Below are 21898 nucleotides of genomic sequence, written 5' to 3' on the forward strand. Positions count from 1 at the left end.
CATGGGCTTTCATATCGGCGCCGGCGCAATGGCCGGCGATCTTTCCCGGGCGCTTTCGAGTGCCCGGATCCTTCCAGCGACCGCTTGCGCCGTACCGGTCGGGGTGTCCTGGTCGAATATGGCGATAGCGGGCGACGCCACATATCCTGAGGCGATCACCTCCGCATTCCTTCATGAGCGCGGCCGCGTGGTCAATCCCTCCGCCGTGGCGCGGGCGGATCTGTCTTTAGGGGCTGCCGTGACGATCGACGCCGTGACTGTGGCGGCTCATGATCTGGGCGTGACCGGGGCCGAGATCTCGATCGAAGGCGAAGAGCCGGGCGGGGCGGTGATCGAAATCCTTGGTCGGCAGACGGTTGCGGACAATCGGCCTCTGTTGGTTTGCTTTCCGCCTCGCTCGCTGGTGTCGCTATCGCTTCTCATCCACGCAAGCGGCGGCGCTGCGGCCGCCTCTGCTGTCGGGTTCTTCGGTGGCGGCCGGGCCGTCGCCATGGACAGCCCAAGCCGATGGGCCGAGGGGCCGCCGGCTCCGGTGGTCGGCTTGCGCCGCGTGAGTACGATCACGTCGGCCCGGCGGGAGCCGCTCGGGATGGTCCTCGATCGTGCCGGCGGCTCTCGCTCCTTCTCCTGGCCGTGGCTGGCGGAGGAGTTCACGAGATCTGAAATGCCGGCTCTTCGGGATGCGCTCGCGCTCGGCTGGTTCGTGATCGCTGAACGGCCCGAGGATGCGCCGGGCGATACGTTCCTGGGTTGGGTCTTCGGCGACGTGGCCGAGCCGGCACCGACCGGGCAGGCCGATCTGCATTCCTGGTCACTCAAGGCGGAGATCTACCTTGCCTGACAATCCGAACTTTGCGGCTAGGCCGGCAACAGTCGTGCGGATCGAGCAGCCCCGGTGCGCCCATTCCTTCGGGGTCGGTGGGTGTGCGGCTGACCCGTCTGCGGCGCCTTGCTATCGTACGCGCGGCACCTGCCGAGCCGTGCCGAGCTATGAGGCCGGCGCGCCGCTCATGCTCTACTATTGCTTTCCTGGTGGTGGCCGGCCTTCTGATGATCTGCTCTTTGTGCCGCTCCTCGAGGGCGTCAGCCTGTCCAGTCCCAAGATCAACGTCTCGGGCGCGGACAAGCGATTGAACCCCTTTGGCCTGCTGGGGTCTGGGCGGCTGACTTTCCTTGATGCCGAACATTCGGATTACCTGGTCGATCCCTACCGGGCGCAGCGTGGCGCGCCCCTTGTCGGCACCTATTGGGGGCGCTGGCTGGCCCGAAATCAGTTCGCCCGCGCGGGTATGGTGGTTTCGGTGTTCGAGGGGTTCGACGGCGAGCCGCTCTCCACCTTCGTTCGCACCGACATGATGACGGACGGGATCGACCGCTCGGGTGGCGAAGTGGTCATGAATCTGACTGACATTCTGCAAAAGGTGCGGGCCGAGGGTCTCAAGGTGCCGCAGCTTTCGCCGGGGGAGTTGCGCGAGGCGACGGATGCCGTTGCCTCAGCGATCGAGATCTCGGGCGCCTCGCTGGATGACTACCCTGTGCAGGGCGAGGTGCGGATCGGTGACGAGATCGTCACCTACACCTCGGCGGCCATAAACGCCGAGGGCTATCTCGAGCTTTCGGGGCTGGTGCGAGGGGCTGACGGATCTGCCGCGTCCGACCATGGGGCCGGCGACCGCGTGCAGCGGTGTCTTCGTCTGGATGGCCTCTCAGTCGATCAGGGGCTTGCCTTGATCTATGGCGAAACGCCGATGCCAGCGGATTATCTGCCACTTGATGAGTGGGCGGCCGAGGTTGAGAACTACCTCGCGCCATACATCCTGGATGGGCTGATTTCGGAGCCACTCGACGCCGGGCCGCTGATCGGGGAGATCCTCGAGCAATGTCAGGCTTGCCAATGGTTCGATGGGGAGGCGCGCAAGGTGCGGCTCTGGGCTGTTAAGCCGATGGTCAACGCGGCCCCCGTGCTCACTGAGGAACGTCATATCATAGGCGGCTCGCTCGAGGTGCGAGATTTCCCCGATCGGCGCGTGTCGCAAGCGTGGGTCTACTATGAGCCGCGCGAGCGGTACGGCAGGGGTAAGAACCCTGACGATTTTCGGCGCGGCTTTGTCTCGGCAGATCTCGGATATGAGACCGAGGCGACATTCGGAGCGCCGGCCATTCGGACAATCATGGCTCGCTATATCGGAGCGCGTGCGGTTGCGGCCGAAACCACGGGGCGGATTCTGGCGCGCTACAGCATGGGCACCAGCGAGGCCAAGTTTGCCTTGCTGGATCGGGACGCGGCCGCGATCGGGATCGGATCTGTGGTGATCCTGTCATCGGAGGACATTCAGGCCGAGGACGGATCACGGGATCTTCGCCTTTGGGTCGTCACCTCTGCTGAGCCGAAACGCGGCACGCGACAGGTTCACTTCACGGCCGAGGATGCGACCCTGGCGGGGACGTTGACCGCCATTCAGGAAGACGGTGTGCCGGACTATCAGGGCGACGGATCGGATAATCCGGTCGGGGCCTTCATCGGAAATGACGCGGGGCTTTTACCTGATGGCCGCCCCTGCGCTCTCATTCAGTAGGGGGAATTATGGTCCAGAACGTACCGGACTATCTGGCGATCGGATCGGGGGAGAAGGACGCGGGATCCCCGCTCACGGCTTCCCTTGTCGAGCGTCTTGATACTAACCCGGCTGCGATGATGGGGGGCGCGGCGGGCGCCCCCCGGCTGCTGCCCGCTGCCACGTTTTCGGAGATTTCTGCGGGGGACGTTCTTCGGTGGTCTCTTGCGGAAATTGAGGGGTCGTCGAATGGTTCGCTTACCTTCGGGCGCCAGATCTTCAACTTTGGGACGGTGCGTGTGGTTTTTAGCTACAGCTCCTCTAACTCAGGTCTGCGGAAAAACGGCTCTGTGATCTTCGGTGACTCCGGGTCGGGGGTGCGTACCGTGGATGTCACAGTCGCGCCCGGTGACCTTCTCACTTTCCATGCTTCGGGCGCCTCCTCAGTTACCCCGAGGATCCGCTACGCGCAGTTCAAGACGAACGGTGAGCTTCTGACGGCCAATGCGAACGGGATGGGGGAGACATATCATGTCGACTGACCTTGAGAATATTCGTGTCGTGAACCCCGAGGGGGGCATCTTGGCGATGAACCAGCTGACGGGCTGCGAGATCTACATCGACCCGGGCACGCTGCTGCATTCGATCGTTGCCTCTGGCGCGGTTGGTACGGTTGCAGACTATGTGCCGCCCCCGGATCCGGCGGACCCGCCGCGCTATGCCTCGGCCGACGAGGCGATCGCGGCCCTCGAGGACGGGATCGAGGATTTGGCCTTTGCGCCCCTGGTCATGGGGATCCCGTATTCTGAGCGCGCCGCTTGGAATGGCAAGGTCGCGGCCGCCCGCGCCTATGTCTCGGGCGAGATCTCGGCCGAGGATGCCGAGGCCCTTTCGCTCGAATCTTCGATCACCGGGCAGGACGTGGCCGAACTGGCGGACGAGATCCTTGCCCGCGCGCAGGCATTCCAGAAAGTGGCGGCGATCGCTTCGGGTGTGCGGCGCAAGTATCGCGACCGCATCAACGCGGTTTCCGACCCCTACGGCTTCGAGGTCGAGGTCGATGCGGCAGGCGATGCCCTGCGCGCGGCTTTGGCTGAGATCGAGGAGGGCGTCGAGTGAGCTTGCCGGAAAAGGTCTCGGGGGAGGCGGCCGCCTCGGCCGTGTCGTGGGCGGTTGCTACCGCCGGGGCCGCGAGCCTTTGGATCGTCCGCACGGTGCTGACCAATCATAGGAAGATCGCGCTCTTAGAGCAGGCGGTCGGGTCGATCGCGAAGTCTGCCGAGGAGGACCGGGCGGCCCGCGTGCGGCTCGAGGCAAAGCTCGATGGCGCGATAGAGCGCGGCCTCGGCAGAAGCTGAAGCCACAACAGCGAGAACGCAACGGGCGTGCCTTCGGGCGCGCCCTTTTCTTTTGCGCGAGGAGGAAGCGCCATGCAGACGGTGCGCGAAATCACTGCGGGGATCATCGCCCGCGAAGGCGGCTTCGTTAACGACCCGGACGATCTGGGCGGAGCCACGAATTATGGCGTCACGATCGGCACGATGCGGCGTCTCGGTCTCGATCTCGACGGGGACGGGGACGTTGATGTTGACGACGTGCGCCGCCTGACGGCGGCGAAGGCGGCCGAGATCTTCGAGGCTCACTATTACCACGGCGCCGGGATCTCGCGCCTGCCGGCCGGCCTGCAACCCACGGTCTATGACATGCAGGTCAATGCCGGCGCGAACGCGGTGAAGATCCTGCAAGGGGTGTTGAATGAGCTTGGCGCGGATTTGGCGGTGGATGGTGCCCTTGGCCCGGCGACCGCCTCCGCCGCCGCCAAGATCTTCGCGCGCGTCGGGGAGCGCCTGGTCGATGCCTACGGGATTGCACGGCGCAATTACTACTACGCGATCGGCGACCGCCGGCCGGCCATGCGCAAGTACGCGCGCCGGCGTGATGGGGGGAAAGGCGGTTGGATCCGTCGCGCCGAGGAGTTCATTTCGCCCCGTTTCCATCTGACGGAGGCGGAGCATCGCGGGAGGATCGCGAAATGGGGTTGATGCAGATCATTTGGGGGGCGCTCTTCGGCGGCGGCCGCAACGTGGTGGCTGAGACGGTCGAGGCTTTCCGGCCGAACGCTGAGGCGTCGGATCAGCGCGCCCACGCTCGCAGACTGGCGGCCGTGCAAGCGGCGGCTGAGGAGGGCCGGGGGAGTGGCTTCGTCGGCGGCATCAAGGCTCTTGTGCGGCCTTTCTTCGCGCTTTCGGTGCTGGCACTTTTCGGCTTTGCAATGGCGGATCCGACCGCTTTCGCCGTCCGCATGGCGGCGCTTGCGGCGGTTCCTGAACCGCTCTGGATCATCTTGGGCGGTATCGTGGCCTTCTACTTCGGTTCGCGCGAGGCGGAGAAGATCCGCGGTGTGCGGGCGGGCGATGTTGTCGCGGGTCTGAGTGCTTTCCGGTCGGCGCGGCAGTCGATCGAGGCGCAGCCGAGCGGTGCGGACTACGTGTTGGGGGCTGCGGGTGGGTCGGTAGATCCGGGGGCCGACAATCCGGCTTTGGCTGAGGCGCTTACACTAGTGCGCGAAATTCGTGGAAAATAGAGAGCCCGGCTGCTGCAAGTAGGCCTCGAGTTCCTACAAGTGCCGGCTCTTCTAGGCAACATGCTTGATGAGGAAAAATGTGTAAGTGGCTGTCACTCCTGCCACTGATTATACCTTTGACCTGATGTCGTCGAAAGAGTCATGGACTTGAGCGACTAAGCCACGAAAGAATACTGTTTACGGGTTGCCTATGAGGAGCCCGTTGGGAAAATCTGTAGGCTAAATCGACTAAATCCGTTCGAAGTCTGGGGGGTGCTATGAAGCGTACTTTAACTTTCTTATTTGTTTCTGTGATGCTTTTGTCTTTTCTAGGGGTGACTTGGGTTTCATTTCGCTTGGTGGCGTATGTTGCTGCCGGCGCCAGCGAGCTGAAGCCGAATGAGTATGTTCCATTATTTGTGGCTTTTGTGACAGCTGTAGTTGGTCTGGTTGGGGCTCTCTACACACAAAATAGAATTCGAAAGCGCGAAGTGGATAGTGCACATCGGCCGAAGAAAATGGAAATATACTTTTCATTCATTGCTCAGGTTGAGCGGCAGATGCTATATCAGAAGGAAGAACTAGGTCTCGAGGCTATAGATGATGCCGAGCTGGTTAGGGAGATGATGCGCTTCAAGTCTCTTTGTTTGCTGTGGGGGTCGGCTGAAGTACTGAGAGCTTTAAGCGAATTTCAGAGAGTTAGTGCGTCACAGCCCAGCCCGAAAAGCATGCTTCGATCAGTTGATGCGCTCTATCGGGCGATGAGAAAAGATATAGGTTTGTCAAACGTAAGCCTGCCCAAAGACTTCTTCGCTAAGTGGCCATTGTCGAATCCAGGGGATTTTGACCGCCTTGATGAATAAGAAGGGTTGGTGAAATTGTCGAGATTTTCATGCTTCTCCATAGGGGGGTAAGAAAATTTTGAGTTAGGCGGGCGCAGTCTCGATAAATTTTATTACCCATACGGCGAGGTCAAAGAAAAGTGCGGCTAGGACGAACGCGGAACAAGCTCCAGCGGTGATGAAGAGCTTTCTCGGCGCTATCAAAACGGCAGCTGAAAGTATGCTGAATACTATGAGCATAATTGCACCCGATACGAATATCGCCAAGCCCGCGCCGTACAAGGCGCCAACCATCGATAGGCCTATTCCCACAGCCACACTCGTCAGTGCGGCGGTTGAAGACGTACTCACCATCACTCGTGACGTGATTGTGATTGCTCTTTTCAAGGAATCGACATTTTTGCCGCGCTTGACGAAACCGCGGAAGAATAGCCCAACGAATATGACGTAGGAAGCAATGAAGGCCGCAAACGTCCATCGAGGCATGTCATTGATAAACTGAGTTGCTTTGCGTAAAGTATCCTGCGCGTCCAACAGGAATTCAGGTGCGGATGCTTGCAGAACAACAGCGCCGATCGTTGATAGGGTGTCTTTGCATATAATTGCTAAGAACAGGAAGCCGAAAAAAGCTCCCGAAACCTGGTGTGTTAGATTTCTGCTTGCTGCTTCACTTTTTTTGGACTCCGCGAAGGCGGTGATTCCGAGGGGGGCGAAAAAAATCAGCGCTGTTAAACTATCTTTGACGACGTCTGGGAAGGAGGGGAGTGTAAGATATTGACACAACTGATCCCATGCCCACCGGGTGAATGGGTACCAGTGAGATACAACCCATTTTGCGACGGATCCCAACCCGAAATAGCTTATAAGGATTAGTGCTAGCTTAAACCCGGCAAGTATTGATGAGAACTCTTGTGCAATTGATCGGAAGTCGTCTTTGGAAAACATGATTGCCCTGTATTGCTTCTGTCATTTGGCTGTGGCTGGCGCTTGCGAGCTACGATAGCTCGGAATTTTGGTCGGTTTCTAGTGTTAAATATTCGCCCCTATAAATTTTTCAGGGCGGCGATGCTTAGCGTGAGTTCGGAGTGTCTTCGGGGCCTTGCTTGAACGGCAAGGATTGCCGGGGATGTTTGCGGTTTCGGCCTCTGATTGTAGATTTCGGTAGCCTGCTGCTACAGGCGGCGCTGAGATAGCCGCTTTGCCACTTGCCGCCGAGGGGCGGGGTCGTCCCCTCAGGCGAGCTAATGCGGTTGAGTCGATCCTGTTGCAAGCCCGTAAGTGCGATCAACTCTGTTCTGAAATATCCGCTGAGCCTACACATGAAATCCCCATTTGGTAGGGCCGAGCTGTGGCCTCGATAAGGCCCTAGTTAGTTTTAAAGGTGCTGGCGCGCGCAGTTGTCCGTTTCGCAGTCTTTCCGTTTGTCGCATTTCGGCTTGCCATTCGGGTGAGGCGTTAGCGAGTTCAGAGCGAAGTGTTTTACTGCCTAGTGCTGAGCTGAAAGGGTCGCGGGCGCTTAGTGCAGGTATCCCAGACGACAGGTTTCTTACGGACTTATCGCGCATGAGGATTATGTTATAGTCGGCGAATAGTTCCTGTGCCGAGCTAGGCCGGATCGAAACACATCTTGTGTGGGCGCCAGGCTAGTACCGGCGCGCCGATTTGCGCCGGTTCAGTCCGCGGAATATTCGCATTTTCTTTCTCCATCTTTGGTGCACATGCCTGACCTACCGTAGGGGAACATGGCGCGAACAAACGCGCCAATTTCGCGCCACTATCGTCACGAAACTTGTGTCGTATCGGGAAAACCGACTGAAAACGCAGGAAAATCCTAGCCCCGATATTCTTCGCGCGGGCGCGAAAAAAGCCCTTGTTTCTCCGAGTCTTACCTCATATACGCATCAGCGGAGACGTGGCCGAGTGGTCGAAGGCGCTCCCCTGCTAAGGGAGTAGGCGGGAAACCGTCTCGAGGGTTCGAATCCCTTCGTCTCCGCCATTTTCGCTGCCTATCAGGCCGAAAATATCGAGCAAGACCAACGCGGTAACTCACTTTATCCCCGCAGGCGGGGTCGGCTTTGCTACACAATTTGCTACACATTTCCGGGATTCGTTCCGCCGAAATGAAGCAGAAAGTGAAGCAGGCGCGCCGACATCTGTAGCAGCAGAAGGGTCGTCGGCGCGCCCTGACGCGGGTGTTCCGGCCCGCGTGTCTCATCAGGCTGCGGAGCGCAGCCCCTCCAGGGCCTTCTCGGCGCGCAAAATGTCGTGCACCGCCGAGAGGGTGGCGTAGAGTTCGATCAGCACCGCGAGAGCGTTCGACAGGCGATCAGCCTCTGCTGTGAGCCGTTCCTGGCCCCAGGTCTTGTAGTCGGAGACGTTCTCCGGGCTGTGGTCGTAACGCGTCTCGACGTATGTGCCCTCGGCGATCTCGGCGTCGAGGACGCCGACGAGCTCGTGCAGCATCGCCAGAATGCCCTTGTCGAAGATCTTGCCGGCCCGCAGCAGCGCGGCGAGCTTCTTGGCCTCCTTCTTCGGCTTCGGCGCGATGAGGTCGAGCACGTCTTGGTCGATCCCGGTTGCCGCAGCACGCGCCAACGGGAAGCACGAGGCTGCCATGGCGGTGATCTCGGAGGCGGACTTGAATGGCATATCCATTGGTCTTTCCTTGTGTTGATTGAAAAGGGAGGAGCAGCGGCGAGAGCGCGGTTCCCTATTGGAAACCGCGGTCTTCGCGCGCCTGCTCTTCCCGCCGCTGCTCTTCGCGGTAGTAGGCGGCAATGTCGGCTTCGGCCTGGATGCGCGCTCGGACGGCGTTCATCCGTTCCAGTAGGGCTTCATCAAGGCAGCCGATGATCTGCGGTCCCTTAGACCGGCCGTGGAAGCCGCTGTGGTCGACGTGCACTATGATGCGCCGCGCGCACACGAACCGCGTGGGCTTCGACAGCCCGGCTGTCTCGCGCGCGGCGGGTTGCTTGACGATGACCTCGTAGCCGCGGTTCGCGCGCGTATCGGCGGAGGTGCCGTAGGCGATCTCGACGAAGTGCTCGCCGCCTGCGGTCAGGGTGTCGAGCACCAGGCAGGGGCGGCACTTCGGCGCGCCCGGTTCGTTATCCTCTTCGGCGAGAGGAAAGCGGAACAGCACGACGTCGCCGCGCTGGAGATGCGCGTTTCTGCCGGCCGGCGTGAACGGTTGGGGGTGGTGATACATGAAGGCCTCCTGTGGCGTGGGGAAACGACGCCAGCGGAAAAGCCTGTCTATTCGAGGCTGTCGTTCAGCTGCGCGTCACAACGACCGCGCAGCTGAACGACAGCCAAAACGGGAGAGCGCCGAGAGGGTGTCCCTCTCGGCAAAACCTGCTCGTGGAGAATTGGAGACCACAGAAACCCAGCTGGAGGCGCGAAACAGAGGCGCTGCAAAACTGACAAAGGCGCGAACGGCCCTGAGCTGCCGTTCGTGCCAGGCGCAGCAGATGACCGGTTTCAGCCCAAACCGGACGATCGGCCAAAACGCGGCGAAGTGCCGCCAGCCCGTAGGCGACGTGTGCGCTTGAAGCAACGACTGTTTACATACGTCTGGGCCCGGATCGGCGGTACGAGGTCCAAGAATTTAGACGGCACCGTTCGGTAACAGTGGAGGAGCAGATTACCTCCCTACAACAGACGCCGAGATGATCGCAATTCCGTTTCAACCCAAGCCTCGCAAGGGTAAGCAGAACACGACAATGAGCCACAAGCACACATACTATGCGCATGAAGCGCCTTGCATTCTGCCTGCACAACTGAACAGATACAGGCTCTGTGTGCACACAGTGGGTCAAGGGCACATGGTTGTGACCCATCAGTGTTCACGCGGGCATGGAGGGACAATGAACTCAGTTAAAGCTGCAAGAGAGGAGTTTCTCTTAGATTCGGCACACTATTTCGCTGATAAATCGGATCTCTACCTGAGCTTAAAGGAAAGAATAGCGGCGGATGTCTACGCCGATATTTCAGATGTGCGAATTTGCGGCAGCGCGTATTGGGGGAGGAGGTTTCGGGACGAAAGCCCATTTCTGCCTGGGGTGTCGGATTTGGACGTGGCGATCATCAGCCCGCAGATTTTCTGCCGCTGCATGTCTGAAGTCCGCGATCTTTCAAAGAACTTCTCCGACCAATCCGTTTTTCCAAAGGTGACAGGCAAGGTGTCTACATTTGAGTTGTTCCGAGATTATGCATTCGGAAAGGGCCTCATTCGAACAGAGCACCTGCCAAACGTCAGGACGCGTCGCGGCTTTATAGAATCGTCCGACAGAATTTCGCGTGACTTTGCCAGCCATTTTGAGAAGATCAGCTTCGCGTTGTACGATTCAGCTTTGTCCTTTGCCAACAAGCAGGCGGGCGCAACCAGGAAGTTTAGGAAGTAATATGCTGAGATATCACGTTCGCTCTCGAGACCTTGTGTCAATCGTGTCCGACCTAAGAAATGGGAAGCTTATCAAGAGCCCGTACTTCCAACGAAACCTCGTTTGGCGCGATGTTCACAAGAAGGATTTTATTGAAACGATCTTGCTGGGCCTCCCGTTTCCTCAAATATTCATTGCGCAAGGCGAAATTGACGTCGAAACACTAGAGAGCCGCTCTGTCGTGGTTGACGGGCAGCAGAGAACAAACGCCATCAAGGAATTTGTTGATGGATTGTTTTCGGTTAACGGGAAAAAGTTCAATGAGCTTGGGGAGGTGGAATTAGAAGAATTTCTAAGGTATCAAATTCCAGTCATTGATCTCGAGTTGAAGGCTAGCGATCCGCAGATTATTGATATATTTAAGAGGCTAAACAGAACGTTTTATGCTCTATCCGCTATTGAGAAGATGTCGACAGAGTATGCGACTGTCGACTTGATGCTCATCGCAAAATACGCATGCGGCATCCTTCCGTCTGGGGTTATCGACACTGACACAGAGAAGGAAGATGAAGTTGACTTGCATCCACTGATGCCCGAGGACTTCCTTCCTTGGGCCGCTCAGTTCGAAATTGAACAATTTCAAAGGTGGCTGGTTCAATCAGGCATATTCACAGAGTTTGAGATTGCCAGATCGGTTCACCTCATGTTCTGTCTAAACATTCTCTCCACCGTATACTCTGGCTTCTTTCCAAGGAATGAGAAGCCGCGAGAGTATCTGGAAGCCGCAGACGAGTACTTTCCATTCCGTGATGAACTCTTGACTGGCATCGAAAGAGCCGCCGCATTCATCAACAAGATGGGTTTCGATAAGGCTTCTTTTTGGCTGACTAAGTCGAATGCCTTCACTCTCTTTGTTCTGGTTTTCTGGAATTTAGATGTTGTATCCAGGAGGGGTTCTGAAGCAATGCGACGAGAACTCGACGAGTTTTCTTCGAACGTTTCTGAAGAGTATGCGCTTGCGGCTCGCGAAGCAGTCAATAACAGAAAGCAAAGGGTTCTGCGTCACGAGTTGCTCGCAAGTGCCGTTGGGTTGCCAGCGGAGGAGAAGATGTATAAGAGATGATTAACTCGAAATTCTTTGGGTCGCGTGCTGCCACTCTGCCGTTAGAACTACTCGCGATCGAGGCCGGCTGACCGCGCAACTCCGTTGAACGTATACTCTACAACGGGCTGCGCACCAATGTGGAGAATGGCCCGGGCGGCAGACCTTCGCGACGCTGGACGCTGCGGTCTGATATGCGCTCAAAGCTAGCTTTTTTTACCTGGCGATACTTCGAATCCTGTTTTCGTACCAACAATAGCCAATGTCACCCAATGCGTCGCTGTTTGCCACTCGGCCGCCATACACACCAATGACTTTGGTGGTCACGACTGCCATGGCGTTGGTGGAAAGCGACCCGTCAGGTTGCCTAAGCGCAGCGGGTCCGAATTCCCTTTGAACCACCAATGAACCGGACATTCCCGGGCTTGTCATTGCGTCAATCAAAAATATGGGCTTGTTGTCAATTGGAATTCTTGGCTCTGATGCAATGGCACCTCTTCTCCAGATGGGAAAATATGGATCAGCGAAATTTTTACTCGGGAAGCCGACTACGAAGCAGCTTGAACCCGTGTGGGTGAATAATGCAGGCTCGCTATACCCCTCCTCGACGGTAACAAAATTGTTCTGAATATTTTCTGGGATCTCGACGCATGCGATATCTGTTCTAAATGCGCGAAACTCGGGGTCTTCCAGCCACTGAGGTGTGTTATCGTCATCGCGCAATATGATGTCAGCCGTTGTCCGCCGCACGTTTCCACGTTCGTCCCGAAGCGAGGGAAATACTCTGATCTTATGCGGCTCGAATAAATTGCGGTCCATAGGGTCGTCATGAAAGGCGTCGCGGCCACTAAGGCAATGTCGGGCGGTTACAAGGAACTTTCTTCCACGGATAGTCATGAACGATCCACTGGCGTGACGATCGTTCATCAGCTCGTTTTGTCGATTGAAATACAGTATTGGTGAGCAGCTTAGGCTAAGCACATCTATGAATGAAGGAAATTGCAATTCAAATTGATGGTGCGTGTTCCCGCCCAAGCGCAGATTGTACGGTGGTCTTGCCAAGTCAGCTTCCCTCAGGGTTGCAAAAGGAGTTCTATAGAGTTTGACATTCTGCGGCGCCGGACAGCGCTTTACAAGCCGTTGTCCATTCGCGAGAAATTTTTTTGGCGTCTCCGCCGATAGGTTGGAGGTTCAATTTCGTGAGCTTGCCATTGCATTGCAAAGACCGTTCGAAGCGCGTAGCTCGCATCCAAGAACGGGCCCGCGCGGGAAGGCTCGCGGCGCGCAGCTGACGTCTGAGGCTGGATCCTACAACGTCCGCTTCCTGCGCATCCTGGTCATTCATGCGGGGTGCAGCGAACGGCAGCTCCCCGCCCCTTATTCCCCAGGCCCACGCCGGAGATGAGGACGCTCCGAAAAGCGTTCTCTTCTCCCGCGCGGCCCGCTTCGCGCTATCGGTGGCGACCATGGGGTGCAGGGGCGTGGCGAACGGTCCTGCGAGCAGGCGGGGGTTCGGGGGAGGAGTGCGGAACGACGCTCCCCCGAGAGCAGGGGATGCAAGGGGAGTGCGGAACGATGACCTTGCCGCTCTCCGCGCAGGAGTGCCCGCCGCACAGGCGCCCCCGGCGGGCGGGGTTCCGGGGCGGCGCCCCGGGCGAACGGCAGGCCGAACGCAGGCACCGCAGGTGCCGGAGTGCGGGCTGTTTAGTGAGTAATGACCCGACACATCCGTTGGCGGCTGCGTCTGGTCGGTTTCTCCGGTGCGGGAAAACATCAACCCATTTTCTGACCTCAACGTTTGGAGGTCAGACATGGCAAGCAAGAAGCACCCGGTGGTCCTGCGGTTCGAAGGTATGGACCCGACGGATATCGGCGGCTACGAGGCACACCGCTATCGCAAGGGCGGCGACCTCGGACACATCGACCGGAACAAGCCGAAGCCCCGCCGCTTGATCGGCTCCGAGACCTGGGCGGAGGAGGCCCGGGCCGAGATCGAGCTGATGAAGGTCGAGACCTTCGCGGCTGAACTCGAGGACCTCGACCGGCGGAACCGTCGCAAGGATCTCGAGAAGCGGCGGATCGAAGGGCCCCGCGATCCCTGGCGGGCGTCGCGCCACGGACCGATGCGCGAACTGATCCTCACCGCCAACAAGGACTGGTTCGACCAGACCGAGAGCAGCGACGTCGAGTTCAGCACTTCCCAAGAGGAGCTGTTCGAAGAGCGCGCCGTCGCCTGGCTGCGCGACAACTTCGGCGACGATGTCATCCATGCCCGCGCCGATCTCGACGAGCAGGCATATCATATCCACGCTGTCATCATGCCGCGCGCGACCGTCAGGAAATACGGGACCGAGTGCCGGGTTCTGCAGCCCTCGGTCCATCCGCTCATCAAGGACTATGAGGCTGCGCAGGACAGCGTCGGCGAATGGTTCAGCGAAATCGGCCTGGTGCGCGGCGAAAAACGCAAGCAGGCCATCCGCGACGCGTTGAACGATGGACGGACGCCGCCGATCAATCCGCGGCATGTCCGACCCGCAGAGTGGCGTGCGAAAGAGGAACAGCGCCTCGCCGAGAAAGCCGTTGAAGTCGAGACCCGCGAGCGCGACGTCGTCGAACGCGAAGAGGATGCGGCAACCGTCCTGGCCTTTGCCGACGCGGTGGCCGAGGGCGAGATCGACACCGACGGACGCCCGGCCAAGAGCGCCAAAGCAAACCTGACCTCCCAAACGAAACCACCGGTCAAGAAGGCAACTCTCGGCTTTTCCGCCGCGCGCAAGGCATTCCGGGCAGTCGCAAAGCGGCTCGGTGCGAGGGCCGACGAGAAGGCCCAAGAGCGCATCGCGTCCGAGGTTGCGGAGATCAGGGCCGCGGATGAAATCATCCTCGAGATCGCCCGCGCGTTCCCGCAAGCCCAGCGGGAGCGGATCGCGCAGATCCGGCGCACGCTGACCGCGAAAATCATGGCGCTCGATCCGCGTGCGAAGGGGCGTTCGAAGGGGCCGAACTCCCGCTCCGGGGAGCCGCAGTGACTGCGCTCAGGCTCGGATTCTTTCACCAGAAAGGTCGCATTGAAAAAGAAGTTATGCCTTTTCAATCGTTTGTCTTGGCAAGTGCAATTTTCCCGTTTCCGTCCGCTGAAGCACAAAAATCTGCGACTCCACATTATGCGCAAGCCGGATGCGGCGGGCGGCAAACCCAAGGCTCCGGTGACATCGCAACCGAACAATCGGAGTATCCAAAATGAAGAAATCGCTGTCCCAGAAACCCGCTCGCAAGCCCCGTTCGTCGCAGTTCGAGATGACCCCCGCCATGCAGGCTCGCATGCAGAAGGCGATGGTCTCGATCGGCAACATCGCCGACAAGCAGGCCCGCAAGGACGACAAGATCCAGCGCGAGGCCCGCATGGCCATCGCCGAGACCTTCGATGCCTGGCTCGACTGGCTCGCGGAAACCGCACCCGAGCAGATCGAGGAAACCTTCTTCGAGCTCGGCTGCTTCGCAACCGCCACCAACCGTCGCCGGATGTTCAAGCATGCCAAGGCGCCGGAAGGCGTCGCAGAGCGGGTGCAGGAGCAGGTCGACCAGTGGAAGGCTGAGGAAGAAGCAGCCAAGGCCGCCGCAGTCGAAGAGGCGCAAGGCAAGTCCGGCGATGCCGAAGGCCATGCATGATCTCATTGCCCCGTGCGCAGAACGTGCGCGGGGCCAAACCAAACCCGCGAACGCAGTGTTTCCAGATCACGAACTACCCGAATGCGATCGCCTTCGCTATATGACCAGTCCGAACACAGGAGACCCGACATGTAAGCACCCAGCCCCCGTCCCCCGAAACCAGCCGCGCTCCTGCGGTGGTGGGGCATGGAGTGCCATGTCGACCAGACACGCCGCCCGGGCCGCGGCTCCCAATACCGCCCACATCCGCCAAAAACCAACCGCATCGCTGCAAAGCAAGATTGACAGGGTCCGCCATGCCAGGGCGAAAATCGCCCAACGGATCACCAGCGGCGAAGAGTGGATGCTCCCCCTGCTGAAACGGTTCAACACCGAACTCGCCCGGCTCGAAGAGACCCAAGACCTCCTCCTCCAAGCCACCGAAATCGCCAACCACGCCGCCCCTCACCGGGCGGCGTGATACGTTTCGGACTACCATCGTGGGGGGCCGCAAATCGTGTTCGTCTGCTATGCGGACGAAGCGGACCTTCATCATCGGTGATGGGCGCTCCGCTCGCTGCCAACGAAAGTCGTTTCGAAAACTGCGCGGCTACGGTATCGCTAATGGTGCTCAACAGCACCCTTAAGCGTTTTGCATATTGGTGAACGAATGAAACACGAAGTCATTAATTCGATTGGTGTGATACTAACACTTTGCCTGGGCGCAGCAACAGCTTGGCACGAATTTTCTCCGAAAAAAGACATTATCACCCTAACGACTGAAAACCGAGTTGAGCTGGGAGCGAGGCTGGACGCCCAGCCATTTGGAGCGATCGATTTAGATACCGGCGAAAATCAGCCTATTATTGGTCCCGTCACTTGGAAGATCAGGGTCCATAATCCCACTGAGCGCTCCATTTCGCTTGTTTCTTTCGAAGCATTTCTCCTTACAACAGAGGGTGCACCAGTGTATTATTCGGCGATGCGTGAACGACTGTCACCGATTGACGCGCCGTCGTCAGTCCAGCCATTACCAGAAAATATTCCGCCCTTCGAGAGTCGTGCATACCTTGTTTCCTTGTTTGTTCCCTATAAGACGGATGAAGGTTCACAAAGTAAGTGTGAAGAAAGGTTCACAAGCTTGCAGGAAGTTCAGGCATGTTTTTTTCAGAGAGGAAGAGACTTATTTGGCAACAAAGTTGATTATGTGGATACTGGTGGCGGTAGATTCGCTGCAATTATGCAAGAGGCGTTCAATGGCCCAAGGTTCGCTGTGGTATTAGAAACTGCTGATGGCTCAAGATTTTCTACTAATCTTTCATTCCTTCCTGGCGGCCAGTGAAGCCACGCGCAATAGCCTGTGCGTTGTTTTTGATTTGGCGGGCGTTGGTGCAGATATTTAGAATCACTCACTATTGGCTCCAAGCGGCCATCTGAAGCAACGCAACTGCATACCATAAGATCCGGGTCATGTCGGCTGTTGCATGCCGGCGATACTCTACGGTCATCGCAAGTGATCGGGCACCGCCAGCATTACCTTTTTGGCAAGGGCCTGCCGCTTCTGCAATGGCGTAGCGTCACCGTAGACAGGTCGCTTCCGAATCTGCTTGACGCTGTGACCCATCATCTCGCCGCTGACATCCATCCGCTTGGTCTCAGCGAGGATCCGGCTCTCCCACGTGTGCCGAACACCACCGATAGTGTGTTTCGGAGACGGCAGCAGCCCGTTGTTTCGCATGTACTGGTTCATCGTGGCCGAATAAGTGCTCTTCCCGCGATAGCGCGGGAATCCGTCGGGATGGCGCTTGGCCGCAGCCAGTGCAACGCCCACGAGCGGGACTTCGCGAACAGATGACGTGTTCTTGATTTCGCGCCGGTTCTCGCCTTCCTCGAAACGCAGTCGCAGATGCGGGATCGGGTGATCCAGCACGATGGCTTCCGGTGGGAGGTCGCAAATCTCCGATTGGCGGCATCCCGTCTCGACGGAGATCAGCAGGATGTCCCGCGCTTCATCGTTGGTGCCGTCGAATGCGCCGGGCGCAAACCACTTCTCGGTAATCCAATCCACCGGGATCTCGAGCTTCCGGCTCTCGGCCTTGTGCCGATCCTTCAGCGAGACACGATGATACGGATACGGCGGATCAGGTTGCGCGATGCTCTCGTAGTAGCGGCGCAGCATCCCGGCCATGTTGGCGAGATCCTTTTTCGCGCTCTCCACCGAGAGGTTCTCGGCCGCAATCTTCTTCTGCCACCAGGCTTTGTGCTTCAACGCGGCGGCGTGGTCGATCTCGGACACCAGCACATCCTTCCCGCCGAGCGCAGCCTGCAGGTTGGCGACCGCGCGCTTGCGTGGATTGCGCCAGAGGCGCATCTGGTTCTCGCTCTTGTAGCGATTGTCGTGGGCCGCGATACGCTCGACCTCTTCAACGAGGCCGGAGAGCCGCAGAGCAGGCTCTTCCACAGCGCCGAGGAGCGCCTTGGCAGCCTCTGTCGCGGGATAGGCGGCGGATGCCTCCACGCGCTCCAGAACGTCTTCCAGAGGCGCCTCCAGGAGGTCGGAAAGCGGCCTGTAGGCAAAGCCTCGGGCCTGGGCGATCTTCTGTGCCGCGCGATACGCGTCGGCCTCCTCCGGGCGTTCCTTGATGACGGTCATCTGGTCGAGCTCGGCGAGCAGCTTCGCCTTCACATCCGGCAGCAGTTCCCGCGCACGGCGCTCGCTGTCGGTCTCCAGGCTGCGGTGAATCTCATTGCGCCCGGCGACCGCGCGATACCGTTTCGGCACGCGCATTCGCAGGTGCCAGGTTGTCCCGCGCTTGATCAGTCCCGCCATTCGTGGCACCTGCTTTTCTTGATTGTTGTCGTCGAGAGAGGCTCAACGGCTTGCTACACAATTTGCTACACATTCGGCCTCCTTACTGAATGCCGATGGTGGCAGAATCATCATAAAAATATGGCATTTTCAGCGCGCGGATCGTCGCATTCGAATCCCTTCGTCTCCGCCACCATACATATTCCGTGGTTTTGAATGGGTCGCCTTGTGCGGCCTTTTTCCTTGGTCATCAGCGCGTTGATGAGGCCCTCGTGGTTCCTCCGATTTCTCTCGACTTGGCGTGCATGCTTTCGTTGGGTCCCACCAATCGTGGCATGAACGGTGGCCCGGCTGATCCTCACGGGGGAGCGCGGGATCGGGTATCGGATCGGCAGGTTGCTCTGCTTCGAGGCGAAAGACCCGAACAGGGATCTGCCGTGGGCGGAACAGGCCTCGATATCGTCGGGGAGGGGCAGAGGCGGAGGTCTGGCTGCGGAGCCCGATCAGGGTCTTCCTTCTGCCATGGCTCTCGCCGCGGCCGCTCTGGTTACGAGCCCTGAGCCTGCGCCGTCTGTGCAAAACGATAGACCGTGCGATTCCGATAGACCTCTCCCGGCCGGACCACCGGGTCGGGGAAGGTCAGTTGGTTGGGCGCATCGGGCCATTCCTGGGTTTCCAGCGCCAGCCCGGCACGGGGGCCGTACCGCAGGCCGTCGAGACCGGGCAGCCCTTCGGTGGGCAGATGCGCGGCGTTGTAGACCTGCAGGCCCGGCGCATTCGTTTCCACCTCGAGCACCAGGCCGTCGCGCCCAGTGAGGCGGGCGGCGGTCCTGTCTGGGTCGAGGCAGAAGGTGTGGTCGTAGCCATGGTGGCCGATCTCGCGCGGGGTGCGAAAGTCGAAGGGGGTGGCCTCGACCGGTGCGATCTTGCCCAGCGGGATCAGGCGATCATCGACCGGCAGGTAGTGCTGGGCGGCGATCTGCAGGATCTGGCCCGTCACATCGCCCGTGGAATCGAGCGAGAAGTAGCTGTGATGTGCCAGCGAGATCGGGCAGGGGGCCGAGAGCGTGGCTTCCATGGTGATCTCCAGCGCGGTGCCGGTCGCGCGGTAGCTGACGGTGACGGCGCATCGACCCGGGAAGCCCATGTCGCCATCGTCCAGCAGTAGCGCGAAGGTGGCGCTGTCGGGCGTGGAGGTCTCCAGCGTCCAGTTGCGCAGGGCGATACCGGCGCGGCCCCCGTGCAGGCACGTACGGCCGGCCTCGTTGCGGTCCAGCTGGTAGGTTGTGCCGTCCAGCGTGAAGCGTCCCTCGGCGATGCGGTTGGCGTAACGGCCCACGGTGGCGCCGAAATAGGCCATGGGGCCCAGGTAGTCCTCCAGCCGCGGGGAGCCCAGGACCAGCGGGTGGGCGACGCCCTGCAGGCGCAGGTCCTGAAGCGTGGCGCCATGGGTCAGCAGGGAGGCCGTGAGCGCGCCGGAACTGATCGTGACCTGCTCTACTGTTTCGCCGTCGGGACGCGTTCCAAAGAGCCGGGGCACTACAGGACCACCTGGTGTTCGCGCTGGCCTGCGATACCGGCGGGCGCCTGATAGAGCTTGCCCTGGGCCGCGTCGGGCGCCTCCAGTGCCTCAAGCGCCGTGGTTACGTAGAGCGTGGTCAGGTCCGATCCGCCGAAGGCCGGGCAGGAGCTGTGCAATCCGCCCACCTCGATCGCCCGGTCGAAGCGCCCGTCGGGCGCATAGCGGGCCACGCGGGCGGCGCCCCACTGGGCGTTCCACAGGCCGCCGTCGGCATCCACCACGGCCCCGTCGGGAAAGAGCCCTTCGGGCGCCAGGTCCACGAAGGCCTCGGGCGTCTCCGCGGGCCAGCCTTTTGCATCCAGCGCCACACGCATGATCCGCTGGGTCGGGGTGTCGGCGAAATAGGCGGTCCGGCCATCCGGGGCGAAGCAGATGGCGTTGGGAATTGTGAGCCCGGTCCAGAGCGGGCGGATCTCGCCGTCGGCGTAGCGATAAATCGCGCCGGCGCCGGGTTCGGCGGACTTGCCCATGGTACCGATCCAGAAGCCGCCCTGCGGATCGGCGCGGCCGTCGTTGGAGCGGGTCACCGGGTTGTCGGCCTCCAGCTCGACCAGTTTGTCGCGGGTGCCGGTCTCGATGCCGAAGCGCCAGAGGGCGGTTTCCGAGGCCAGCAGCAGCGTATCCTGGTCCACCCAGCCTGCCGCGGAGTGGTATTCGTCGAAGCGCCATTCCAGCGGAGTCTCGCCCTGCCGCGACAGAAGCTTGCGGCCCATGATGTCGAACCAGAAGAGCTGTCCGCGCAGCGGATGCCAGAGCGGGCCTTCGCCCAGCTCGCAGCGACGGGAATCGAAGACCGTCGCGCTCATGCGGAAAAAACGTCGTCGTAGCGGGACAACATGGCGGTGGCGCGGGCGCCGACCGTGGCGGCGTCGTCACCGGGAGTGTAGAGCGCCGTGCCGATGCCGAAGCCGCTGGCCCCGGCCGCGGCCCATTCTGCGAAGTTCTCGGGACCCGCGCCGCCGACGGCATAGACGGGCACCTCGGCGGGGATGACGGCGCGCATGGCCTTCAGGCCTGCCGGGCCGATCAGCGAACCGGGGAACAGTTTCAACCCGTCGGCCCCGGCGCGCAGGGCGGCGAAACATTCGGTCGGTGTCATCACGCCGGGCCAGCTTTCCAGGTCATGGGCCTTGGTTGCGGCGATGACCTCCGCATTGGCATCGGGCGACACGATCAGTTTGCCACCGGCCCTGGCCACCTCCGCCACGTCCCCGGGGGTTAGAACCGTGCCCGCGCCGATCAGCGCCTCGCTGCCGAAGGCGTCGGCCATGCGGGCGATTGAGATCAGCGGCTCGGGGGAATTCAGCGGCACCTCGATCGAGGTGATGCCGGCTTTGACCAGGGCCTCGGCCACGGGCAGGGCGTCGGCAGGGGTGATGCCGCGCAGAATGGCGATAATGTTGCGGCGCATGGCCTCTCCTTCCCTTGGCGCTTCGGCGCCATCCTCTTCGGGCCCCTGGTGTCCGGGCGCCATCTTCGTCGGGCGGGGGCGCCGCCCCTCAGCCCTGCGGCAACAGCTGGGCGGCCTTGAGACCGCTCAGGGCCAGCTCGGGGTTTTGCGCGGCGCGGGCGGTGCCGCCCAGGCGTTCCATGGCCGCTATATAACGGCGGGTCAGCCGGGGCGAACCCACGACCACCACGTCGCGATTCTGCCAGAAGTCCTGCGCCCCTGCCAGTTCGGCCCCGATCAACAGCCCCGAGAGCCGCGCTGTGGCGGCGGCTGGCGCAAGCCCTTCCAGCAAGGAGGCGGGGCGGATCGAGAACAGCTCCATCCCCAAGGCGGCGGGGGCGGCGAAACCGGTGGCGAGCGCGGCGTCGAAAGCCTCCTCGTCCGCCTCGCCATCGGCCGAAAGGGAATGGCGCAGGACGGAATGCTGGCCGAGGAGGGCGAATATCTCGCCCGTCATGGCGGTGCGGAAGGACAGCACCTGTCCGCCCGCCACGCGGACCCACTTGGTATGGGTGCCGGGCAGGCAGAGGGTGCCGTCGAAATCGGCTTCATTGGCGAGAAAACCGGCGATCTGGGTCTCTTCGCCGCGCATTACGTCGGCAGGGCCGGACTGGCACAGGCCCGGCAGGATGCGCACCGAGAGCCGCGCGTCCTCGGTCGGCGCGAGGACCGGCGCGCCGCCTCCGGCGGGCGGGCAGGGGACCTGGGCATAGGGCGCCTCGATCCAGCCCTGTTTGGCCCCGGCCATGCCGCAGATCAGCACCGGCGTCACGCGGTCCGCAGGCAGAAGATCTTCGGCCAGCCGCAGTAGGGCCGGCTCGAACTGATCGGGCGCCAGGCCGCCCATGCCTTCGGCAGAGCTGCGTTCCGCGAACACTGCGCCCCCGGGTCCGATGGCCCAGAGACGCAGGTTGGAGGTGCCCCAATCGGCGGCAATCCAGTCGGTCGTCGGGGCGGCCTGCATC

At 60.6% G+C, this 21898-nt stretch carries 24 protein-coding genes and 1 tRNA gene; 16 read left to right on the forward strand and 9 right to left on the reverse strand.

What is annotated here, in order from left to right; all coding sequences use genetic code 11:
* Nucleotide 1: 1 nt before the first annotated feature.
* The 8 genes from CVM50_RS17220 (at nucleotide 2) to CVM50_RS21475 (ending at nucleotide 5981) form a co-directional block, all read left to right on the forward strand.
* Nucleotides 2–841 (forward strand): hypothetical protein, encoded by an 840-nt coding sequence (locus CVM50_RS17220; RefSeq protein ID WP_085889749.1) that lies wholly within the window; start codon nucleotides 2–4, stop codon nucleotides 839–841.
* 169 nt (nucleotides 842–1010) lie between these two features.
* Nucleotides 1011–2576, forward strand: a complete 1566-nt coding sequence (locus CVM50_RS17225; RefSeq protein WP_157792219.1) for a hypothetical protein — start codon at nucleotides 1011–1013, stop codon at nucleotides 2574–2576.
* An 8-nt stretch (nucleotides 2577–2584) separates the two neighbouring features.
* Nucleotides 2585–3097, forward strand: coding sequence for a hypothetical protein (locus CVM50_RS17230; protein ID WP_085889751.1), 513 nt, complete (start codon nucleotides 2585–2587; stop codon nucleotides 3095–3097).
* Nucleotides 3087–3674: a serine/threonine-protein kinase gene (locus CVM50_RS17235; RefSeq protein ID WP_085889752.1), complete on the forward strand. Its 588-nt coding sequence runs from the start codon at nucleotides 3087–3089 to the stop codon at nucleotides 3672–3674. Before CVM50_RS17230 ends, CVM50_RS17235 begins: the two co-directional genes overlap by 11 nt.
* Nucleotides 3671–3913, forward strand: a complete 243-nt coding sequence (locus CVM50_RS17240) for a hypothetical protein (protein WP_085889753.1) — start codon at nucleotides 3671–3673, stop codon at nucleotides 3911–3913. Before CVM50_RS17235 ends, CVM50_RS17240 begins: the two co-directional genes overlap by 4 nt.
* Before the next feature lie 72 nt (nucleotides 3914–3985).
* The gene (locus CVM50_RS17245) at nucleotides 3986–4597 is read left to right on the forward strand and encodes a holin-associated N-acetylmuramidase (protein ID WP_085889754.1); all 612 of its coding nucleotides are present in this window, start codon (nucleotides 3986–3988) and stop codon (nucleotides 4595–4597) included.
* Nucleotides 4588–5139 (forward strand): holin family protein, encoded by a 552-nt coding sequence (locus tag CVM50_RS17250; RefSeq protein ID WP_085889755.1) that lies wholly within the window; start codon nucleotides 4588–4590, stop codon nucleotides 5137–5139. Before CVM50_RS17245 ends, CVM50_RS17250 begins: the two co-directional genes overlap by 10 nt.
* A gap of 257 nt (nucleotides 5140–5396) precedes the next feature.
* On the forward strand, nucleotides 5397–5981 hold the full coding sequence (locus CVM50_RS21475) for a hypothetical protein (protein ID WP_143515642.1): 585 nt from the start codon (nucleotides 5397–5399) through the stop codon (nucleotides 5979–5981).
* A gap of 63 nt (nucleotides 5982–6044) precedes the next feature.
* Here CVM50_RS21475 and CVM50_RS21480 read toward each other — a convergent pair whose 3' ends face one another.
* Entirely contained in the window at nucleotides 6045–6905 is an 861-nt protein-coding gene (locus CVM50_RS21480; RefSeq protein WP_143515643.1) for a hypothetical protein, read from the reverse strand.
* A 961-nt stretch (nucleotides 6906–7866) separates the two neighbouring features.
* On the opposite strand from CVM50_RS21480, the gene CVM50_RS17260 reads away from it, so the two are divergent.
* Nucleotides 7867–7956: transfer RNA gene (locus CVM50_RS17260), tRNA-Ser, on the forward strand.
* 218 nt (nucleotides 7957–8174) lie between these two features.
* Here the strand turns inward: CVM50_RS17260 and CVM50_RS17265 are convergent.
* Nucleotides 8175–8615 carry a hypothetical protein gene (locus CVM50_RS17265; protein WP_085889757.1) on the reverse strand — a complete coding sequence of 147 codons (441 nt, stop codon included), beginning with the start codon at nucleotides 8613–8615 and terminating at the stop codon, nucleotides 8175–8177.
* A gap of 55 nt (nucleotides 8616–8670) precedes the next feature.
* Nucleotides 8671–9168: a hypothetical protein gene (locus CVM50_RS17270; RefSeq protein ID WP_085889758.1), complete on the reverse strand. Its 498-nt coding sequence runs from the start codon at nucleotides 9166–9168 to the stop codon at nucleotides 8671–8673.
* A gap of 658 nt (nucleotides 9169–9826) precedes the next feature.
* Here CVM50_RS17270 and CVM50_RS21485 point away from each other — a divergent pair.
* Together CVM50_RS21485 and CVM50_RS17280 are read left to right on the forward strand one after the other, a co-directional pair.
* The gene (locus tag CVM50_RS21485) at nucleotides 9827–10363 is read left to right on the forward strand and encodes a hypothetical protein (protein WP_143515644.1); all 537 of its coding nucleotides are present in this window, start codon (nucleotides 9827–9829) and stop codon (nucleotides 10361–10363) included.
* A gap of 1 nt (nucleotide 10364) precedes the next feature.
* Nucleotides 10365–11465 (forward strand): DUF262 domain-containing protein, encoded by a 1101-nt coding sequence (locus CVM50_RS17280; RefSeq protein ID WP_085889760.1) that lies wholly within the window; start codon nucleotides 10365–10367, stop codon nucleotides 11463–11465.
* A gap of 195 nt (nucleotides 11466–11660) precedes the next feature.
* Here the strand turns inward: CVM50_RS17280 and CVM50_RS17285 are convergent, their stop codons facing one another.
* Nucleotides 11661–12506: a S1 family peptidase gene (locus CVM50_RS17285; RefSeq protein ID WP_232618283.1), complete on the reverse strand. Its 846-nt coding sequence runs from the start codon at nucleotides 12504–12506 to the stop codon at nucleotides 11661–11663.
* Between the two features lie 749 nt (nucleotides 12507–13255).
* Between CVM50_RS17285 and CVM50_RS17290 the strand changes: the two genes are divergently transcribed.
* From CVM50_RS17290 to CVM50_RS21495, 5 genes are all read left to right on the forward strand, one after another.
* Nucleotides 13256–14473 (forward strand): plasmid recombination protein, encoded by a 1218-nt coding sequence (locus CVM50_RS17290; RefSeq protein ID WP_085889762.1) that lies wholly within the window; start codon nucleotides 13256–13258, stop codon nucleotides 14471–14473.
* Complete coding sequence (locus CVM50_RS21490) at nucleotides 14470–14688, forward strand: hypothetical protein (RefSeq protein ID WP_143515645.1); 219 nt, start codon at nucleotides 14470–14472, stop codon at nucleotides 14686–14688. Before CVM50_RS17290 ends, CVM50_RS21490 begins: the two co-directional genes overlap by 4 nt.
* The gene (locus CVM50_RS17295; protein WP_085889763.1) at nucleotides 14685–15113 is read left to right on the forward strand and encodes a hypothetical protein; all 429 of its coding nucleotides are present in this window, start codon (nucleotides 14685–14687) and stop codon (nucleotides 15111–15113) included. Before CVM50_RS21490 ends, CVM50_RS17295 begins: the two co-directional genes overlap by 4 nt.
* 196 nt (nucleotides 15114–15309) lie before the next feature.
* Entirely contained in the window at nucleotides 15310–15573 is a 264-nt protein-coding gene (locus CVM50_RS17300; protein ID WP_085889764.1) for a hypothetical protein, read from the forward strand.
* 189 nt (nucleotides 15574–15762) lie between these two features.
* The gene (locus CVM50_RS21495) at nucleotides 15763–16434 is read left to right on the forward strand and encodes a hypothetical protein (protein WP_143515646.1); all 672 of its coding nucleotides are present in this window, start codon (nucleotides 15763–15765) and stop codon (nucleotides 16432–16434) included.
* 162 nt (nucleotides 16435–16596) lie between these two features.
* Here the strand turns inward: CVM50_RS21495 and CVM50_RS17305 are convergent, their stop codons facing one another.
* The 5 genes from CVM50_RS17305 to CVM50_RS17325 form a co-directional block, all read right to left on the reverse strand.
* Nucleotides 16597–17922 carry a DUF6538 domain-containing protein gene (locus tag CVM50_RS17305; protein WP_085889765.1) on the reverse strand — a complete coding sequence of 442 codons (1326 nt, stop codon included), beginning with the start codon at nucleotides 17920–17922 and terminating at the stop codon, nucleotides 16597–16599.
* Between the two features lie 526 nt (nucleotides 17923–18448).
* Nucleotides 18449–19441 (reverse strand): aldose epimerase family protein, encoded by a 993-nt coding sequence (locus CVM50_RS17310; RefSeq protein ID WP_085889766.1) that lies wholly within the window; start codon nucleotides 19439–19441, stop codon nucleotides 18449–18451.
* Complete coding sequence (locus CVM50_RS17315) at nucleotides 19441–20289, reverse strand: SMP-30/gluconolactonase/LRE family protein (RefSeq protein ID WP_085889767.1); 849 nt, start codon at nucleotides 20287–20289, stop codon at nucleotides 19441–19443. Before CVM50_RS17315 ends, CVM50_RS17310 begins: the two co-directional genes overlap by 1 nt.
* Nucleotides 20286–20894 carry a 2-dehydro-3-deoxy-6-phosphogalactonate aldolase gene (locus CVM50_RS17320; RefSeq protein WP_085889768.1) on the reverse strand — a complete coding sequence of 203 codons (609 nt, stop codon included), beginning with the start codon at nucleotides 20892–20894 and terminating at the stop codon, nucleotides 20286–20288. The genes CVM50_RS17315 and CVM50_RS17320 overlap by 4 nt, the downstream gene beginning before the upstream one ends.
* An 88-nt stretch (nucleotides 20895–20982) precedes the next feature.
* Complete coding sequence (locus tag CVM50_RS17325; RefSeq protein ID WP_085889769.1) at nucleotides 20983–21897, reverse strand: 2-dehydro-3-deoxygalactonokinase; 915 nt, start codon at nucleotides 21895–21897, stop codon at nucleotides 20983–20985.
* Nucleotide 21898 lies beyond the last annotated feature (1 nt).

Source organism: Pseudooceanicola marinus, from assembly GCF_002786295.1.
GTDB classification, from domain to species: Bacteria; Pseudomonadota; Alphaproteobacteria; order Rhodobacterales; family Rhodobacteraceae; genus Pseudooceanicola; species Pseudooceanicola marinus.

What these genes read in the sequence shown, in the direction of transcription:
- CVM50_RS17265 (WP_085889757.1), bottom strand. Translation starts at nt 8,615, where the DNA reads ATGGATATGCCATTCAAGTCCGCCTCCGAGATCACCGCCATGGCAGCC.
- CVM50_RS17270 (WP_085889758.1), bottom strand. Translation starts at nt 9,168, where the DNA reads ATGTATCACCACCCCCAACCGTTCACGCCGGCCGGCAGAAACGCGCAT.
- CVM50_RS17225 (WP_157792219.1), top strand. Translation starts at nt 1,011, where the DNA reads ATGCTCTACTATTGCTTTCCTGGTGGTGGCCGGCCTTCTGATGATCTG.
- CVM50_RS17235 (WP_085889752.1), top strand. Translation starts at nt 3,087, where the DNA reads ATGTCGACTGACCTTGAGAATATTCGTGTCGTGAACCCCGAGGGGGGC.
- CVM50_RS17290 (WP_085889762.1), top strand. Translation starts at nt 13,256, where the DNA reads ATGGCAAGCAAGAAGCACCCGGTGGTCCTGCGGTTCGAAGGTATGGAC.
- CVM50_RS21485 (WP_143515644.1), top strand. Translation starts at nt 9,827, where the DNA reads ATGAACTCAGTTAAAGCTGCAAGAGAGGAGTTTCTCTTAGATTCGGCA.
- CVM50_RS17295 (WP_085889763.1), top strand. Translation starts at nt 14,685, where the DNA reads ATGAAGAAATCGCTGTCCCAGAAACCCGCTCGCAAGCCCCGTTCGTCG.
- CVM50_RS17250 (WP_085889755.1), top strand. Translation starts at nt 4,588, where the DNA reads ATGGGGTTGATGCAGATCATTTGGGGGGCGCTCTTCGGCGGCGGCCGC.
- CVM50_RS17220 (WP_085889749.1), top strand. Translation starts at nt 2, where the DNA reads ATGGGCTTTCATATCGGCGCCGGCGCAATGGCCGGCGATCTTTCCCGG.
- CVM50_RS17325 (WP_085889769.1), bottom strand. Translation starts at nt 21,897, where the DNA reads ATGCAGGCCGCCCCGACGACCGACTGGATTGCCGCCGATTGGGGCACC.
- CVM50_RS21495 (WP_143515646.1), top strand. Translation starts at nt 15,763, where the DNA reads ATGAAACACGAAGTCATTAATTCGATTGGTGTGATACTAACACTTTGC.
- CVM50_RS17280 (WP_085889760.1), top strand. Translation starts at nt 10,365, where the DNA reads ATGCTGAGATATCACGTTCGCTCTCGAGACCTTGTGTCAATCGTGTCC.
- CVM50_RS21475 (WP_143515642.1), top strand. Translation starts at nt 5,397, where the DNA reads ATGAAGCGTACTTTAACTTTCTTATTTGTTTCTGTGATGCTTTTGTCT.
- CVM50_RS17230 (WP_085889751.1), top strand. Translation starts at nt 2,585, where the DNA reads ATGGTCCAGAACGTACCGGACTATCTGGCGATCGGATCGGGGGAGAAG.
- CVM50_RS17300 (WP_085889764.1), top strand. Translation starts at nt 15,310, where the DNA reads ATGTCGACCAGACACGCCGCCCGGGCCGCGGCTCCCAATACCGCCCAC.
- CVM50_RS17315 (WP_085889767.1), bottom strand. Translation starts at nt 20,289, where the DNA reads ATGAGCGCGACGGTCTTCGATTCCCGTCGCTGCGAGCTGGGCGAAGGC.
- CVM50_RS17245 (WP_085889754.1), top strand. Translation starts at nt 3,986, where the DNA reads ATGCAGACGGTGCGCGAAATCACTGCGGGGATCATCGCCCGCGAAGGC.
- CVM50_RS21480 (WP_143515643.1), bottom strand. Translation starts at nt 6,905, where the DNA reads ATGTTTTCCAAAGACGACTTCCGATCAATTGCACAAGAGTTCTCATCA.
- CVM50_RS17305 (WP_085889765.1), bottom strand. Translation starts at nt 17,922, where the DNA reads ATGGCGGGACTGATCAAGCGCGGGACAACCTGGCACCTGCGAATGCGC.
- CVM50_RS17320 (WP_085889768.1), bottom strand. Translation starts at nt 20,894, where the DNA reads ATGCGCCGCAACATTATCGCCATTCTGCGCGGCATCACCCCTGCCGAC.